The organism is Nocardioides sp. P5_C9_2 (assembly GCF_054049555.1).
In genome coordinates this window covers 1-3,991 of sequence record NZ_JBFUMD010000373.1, presented here as the reverse complement: position 1 = coordinate 3,991, position 3,991 = coordinate 1, and the positions used below count along the sequence as shown (strand labels likewise).

The window sequence follows — 3,991 nt, the reverse complement described above, 5'->3', positions numbered from 1 at the left end:
GACAAGATCGGCGGCATCCCGGTCGTGATGAAGGCGCTGCTCGACGCCGGCCTCATGCACGGCGACACCCTCACCGTCACCGGCCGCACCATGGCCGAGAACATCGAGGCCCTCGCGCCCCAGCACGTCGACGGCGAGGTGCTGCGCAACCTCGACCGCCCCATCCACGCCACCGGCGGGATCACCATCCTCACCGGCTCGCTGGCCCCCGAGGGAGCCGTCGTCAAGAGCGCCGGGTTCGACGACTCGACCTTCACCGGCACCGCTCGCGTCTTCGACGGCGAGCGCAAGGCGCTCGACGCCCTGACCGCCGGCGAGATCAAGCCCCGCGACGTCGTCGTCATCCGCTACGAGGGTCCCAAGGGCGGTCCCGGCATGCGCGAGATGCTCGCCATCACCGGCGCGATCAAGGGTGCCGGCCTGGGCAAGGACGTCCTGCTCATCACCGACGGACGCTTCTCCGGTGGCACGACCGGGCTCTGCGTGGGCCACATCGCCCCCGAGGCCGTGGACGCAGGTCCGATCGCGTTCATCCGCGACGGCGACCAGATCACCCTCGACGTCGCCAACCAGACCCTGGACGTGGAGCCCGCCGAGGGAAGCGACTCGTGGGAGGCCCGCAGGGTGGGCTGGGAGCCGATCCCGCCGAAGTACACGCGCGGGGTCCTCGGCAAGTACGCCAAGGTCGTGCAGTCCGCCGCGCACGGCGCGGTCACGAGCTGATGCGCCGAGCGGGACCCCACCGACGAGGCCCCCAAATAGGACCCAGCCCCAGATCGCCGGGGGGTTGATCGGGGCTGGTCCAAGACGTATGACGTCTCACGTCAACTGTAGGGCAGCGCAGGAGACAAACAAAGGCCTGCGCTGCCCCCGGTTCGGCTGGCTCAGGCAGGGAGCCCGAGGCGACCCAGGATCTGGTTGAGCAGATCGGTGATCTGGCCCAGCAGGTTGCTGAGCAGGCCACCCTGGTCGAGGAGCCCGGCGACCGCGCAGAGCAGGTTGCCGAGCAGGTTGCCGGCACCCGAGACCGCGACGATGTCGAGCACGACGCGGTCGAGGTGGACGGTGAGCCCGAGGACGTTCAGGTCCAGCGGGGCGAGCACCAGGTTGAGGATGTCGCAGTCGGCACGGTGGTTGGCCGCGCGGGCGGTGAGCGGGGTGCCGTTGGCCTTCTTGACCGGAACGGCGCGCTTGACCTTGAAGGTCTTGGTGGCACCGGACTTGGTCGTGTAGGCGCCCTTGATGACACCCTTCGCGACCACCGCGCCGTTCTTCTCGACGAAGCGCCTCGGCGTGAACGAGCCGGTGACCTTGCGGCCCGTGGACGTCTCCCCGACGAGCTTGCTGCGCATCTTGCCCTCGGCCGTCTTCGCGACGGTGGTCCAGTCGCCGGGTGCGGCGGTGGCGGGGGCGATGCCGACGGTGCTGAGGCCTACGGCCATGGCGACCATCGCGACGAACGCGACGGTCGCGGTGCGAATGCTGTTGATCATTGGATCCTCCCAAGAGTCCGGTCCCGCTGACAGCGGGTCCTCCGACTGAACCTTCGTACCCATTTGAGATGAGGGACAGTGGCGCCCCTCCCTGCGGGTGGAGTCACCGCCGGAGCCGCTGCGGCGCGGGAGGGCGTCCCGGGAGAGACGTCTGAGAAGGTGTCCGCATGAGCGACCTCGCCACCTTCGCCACCACCGCGGCGTATGCCGCCGCCCTCGACGCCGCCGATCCGCTGGCCGCCCACCGGGCCGAGTTCGTCGGCGCGGACACCTCGCTCGTCTACTTCGACGGGAACTCGCTGGGCCGCCCCCTGGCCGTCACCGGGGACCGGTTGCGCTCCTTCGTGGAGGAGGAGTGGGGCACTCGCCTCATCCGCGGCTGGGACGAGCGCTGGTACGACCTGCCCCTCACCCTCGGTGACGAGATCGCCCGGGTCAGCCTGGGCGCGGCGCCGGGACAGACCACCGTCGGGGACTCGACCACCGTGCTGCTCTACAAGCTCATCCGCGCCGCCGTCGACGCGCGTCCGGGCCGCAGCGAGATCGTCATCGACTCCGACAACTTCCCCACCGACCGCTACATCGTGGAGGGGATCGCCGCCGAGCGCGGGCTCGAGGTGCGGTGGATCGAGGTCGAGCGCGAGGCGGGCGTCACCGTCGAGCAGGTGCGGGCGGCGGTGGGGGAGCGGACGGCTGTCGTGGTCCTCAGCCAGGTCGCCTACCGCTCGGGCCACCTGGCCGACATCGAGGCCATCACGCCCGTGATCCACGACGCCGGCGCCCTGGTGGTCTGGGACCTGTGCCACTCCGCCGGCTCCGTCCCCGTCGAGCTGGACCGCTGGGGCGTGGACCTGGCGGTCGGGTGCACGTACAAGTACCTCAACGGCGGTCCCGGGTCGCCGGCCTTCGCCTACGTCGCCCGGCGCCACCTGGACGGGGGGACCGGCGCGCCGGCCCTCCAACAGCCGATCCAGGGGTGGATGGGCCACGCGGACCCGTTCCTCATGGGGCCGGGCTACCAGCCGTCGGGCGGCATCCGCCGCTTCATCTCGGGCACGCCCGCCGTCGTCGGCATGCTCGCCATGCAGGACATGCTCGCGCTGCTCGACCGGGCCGGCATCGACGCGGTGCGCGCCAAGTCGCAGGCGCTCACGTCCTACGCCGTGGACCTCGCCGACGCGTGGCTGGCCGAGCACGGCGTGAGCCTGGCGTCGCCTCGCGACCCCGCGCTGCGGGGCGGGCACGTGACGCTGCACCACGACCGGATGCGCGAGCTCACCGCTGCGCTCTGGGAGCGCGACGTCATCCCCGACTACCGCGACCCCGGCGGCCTGCGGATCGGCCTGTCGCCGCTGTCGACGTCGTACGCCGAGGTGCACGCCGGGATGGCCGCCATCCGCGACCTTTTCAGTGCGGCGTGACCCAGACCAGCTCGTCGGTGGCCCACTTCTCCTTCGCGACGACGGCCAGCCGTCCGAGGGCGTCGGGCAGCGAGCCCTGTCCGATCTCGGCCGAGTGAGCGACGCCGTACGCGCGGCCGACGGCGTTGTTGTGCAGGTCCACGCGGGTGTCGTGGGGGGTGTCGCGTCCCTCCTCGTGGGCAGCGGCGACCGCTTCCGCCACGGCCGCCCCGTGCCGCCCGGCGATGTAGGCCTGCCACACGAAGTGGCGGATCGCGTTCTGCATGCCCGGCGTCCCGTCGGTCTGCGACGCCGCCACCTGGATGRCCGCCGCGGAGGCCGCCATCACATCGGCGGCCGCTGAGCTGCTGGCCCCTGCTCCGCGCGCGGCGTTGAAGACGTGCGGAGCCCCGGCGACGGCCTGCGCGGCCTTCTTGAGCGCATCGAGTGGCGATCCCATCGCCCCACCGTGTCAGATGTGCGCATGACACGCACCAACGAGTTCGGGCAGGCCATCGGGGAGCCGGTCGCGTGGCACGGAGCACCGCGGCCACGGCGGGCCGTCCTCGCCGGGACGTACGTCGACCTCGTGCCCGTCACCGCCGAGCACGGTCGGGAGCTGCTCGAGCGCGTGTCCGAGCCGCGGCTGTGGACCTACCGTCCCGACGAGCCGCCCCGCGACCTGGCCCAGGCCCGGCAGTACTGCGAGGCGTGGGCGTCCGCGACCGGGTCCCTCACGTGGGCGATCGTGCCCAGGTCCAGCGGGACGGTCGAGGGCGTCGTGTCGTGGATGCGGCTCGAGCCGGCGCACGGCTCGGTGGAGGTGGCCGCCGTGCTGTACGGCGAGCGGCTCCAGCGGACCAGGGCCGCCACCGAGGCCCAGCACCTCTTGATGCGCCATGCGTTCGACGACCTCGGTTACCGCCGCTACGAGTGGAAGTGCGACTCCCGCAACGAGCCGTCGCGCCGGGCCGCCGTCCGCTACGGGTTCACCTACGAGGGCCGCTTCCGCAACGCGATGGTCTACAAGGGACGCAACCGCGACACCGACTGGTTCTCGGTGACCGACACCGAGTGGCCCACCGTCCGGTCGGGGTT

Annotated in this window: 5 protein-coding genes; 3 read left to right on the top strand and 2 right to left on the bottom strand. The window is 71.8% G+C overall.

Annotated elements, in window-relative coordinates:
* Positions 1 to 723, top strand: a 723-nt coding sequence (locus tag ACXJKL_RS16325) for a dihydroxy-acid dehydratase domain-containing protein (protein ID WP_457208078.1), incomplete at its 5' end; no start/stop codon positions are given.
* 161 nt (positions 724 to 884) lie between these two features.
* On the opposite strand, the gene ACXJKL_RS16320 is transcribed toward ACXJKL_RS16325, so the two are convergent.
* The gene (locus tag ACXJKL_RS16320) at positions 885 to 1,493 is read right to left on the bottom strand and encodes a hypothetical protein (protein WP_457208077.1); all 609 of its coding nucleotides are present in this window, start codon (positions 1,491 to 1,493) and stop codon (positions 885 to 887) included.
* Between the two features lie 167 nt (positions 1,494 to 1,660).
* On the opposite strand from ACXJKL_RS16320, the gene ACXJKL_RS16315 reads away from it, so the two are divergent.
* Positions 1,661 to 2,914 (top strand): kynureninase, encoded by a 1,254-nt coding sequence (locus ACXJKL_RS16315; RefSeq protein ID WP_457208076.1) that lies wholly within the window; start codon positions 1,661 to 1,663, stop codon positions 2,912 to 2,914.
* Here ACXJKL_RS16315 and ACXJKL_RS16310 read toward each other — a convergent pair.
* Positions 2,901 to 3,353 (bottom strand): DUF6973 domain-containing protein, encoded by a 453-nt coding sequence (locus ACXJKL_RS16310; protein ID WP_457208075.1) that lies wholly within the window; start codon positions 3,351 to 3,353, stop codon positions 2,901 to 2,903. The two genes, ACXJKL_RS16315 and ACXJKL_RS16310, sit on opposite strands and share 14 nt — an antisense overlap.
* A gap of 24 nt (positions 3,354 to 3,377) precedes the next feature.
* Here ACXJKL_RS16310 and ACXJKL_RS16305 point away from each other — a divergent pair.
* A partial coding sequence (locus ACXJKL_RS16305) for a GNAT family N-acetyltransferase (protein WP_457208074.1) occupies positions 3,378 to 3,991 on the top strand: 614 nt, incomplete at its 3' end.

Bases quoted from the DNA above. Each gene is read 5' to 3' on its own strand.
- ACXJKL_RS16315 (WP_457208076.1), top strand. From the start codon at position 1,661: ATGAGCGACCTCGCCACCTTCGCCACCACCGCGGCGTATGCCGCCGCC.
- ACXJKL_RS16320 (WP_457208077.1), bottom strand. From the start codon at position 1,493: ATGATCAACAGCATTCGCACCGCGACCGTCGCGTTCGTCGCGATGGTC.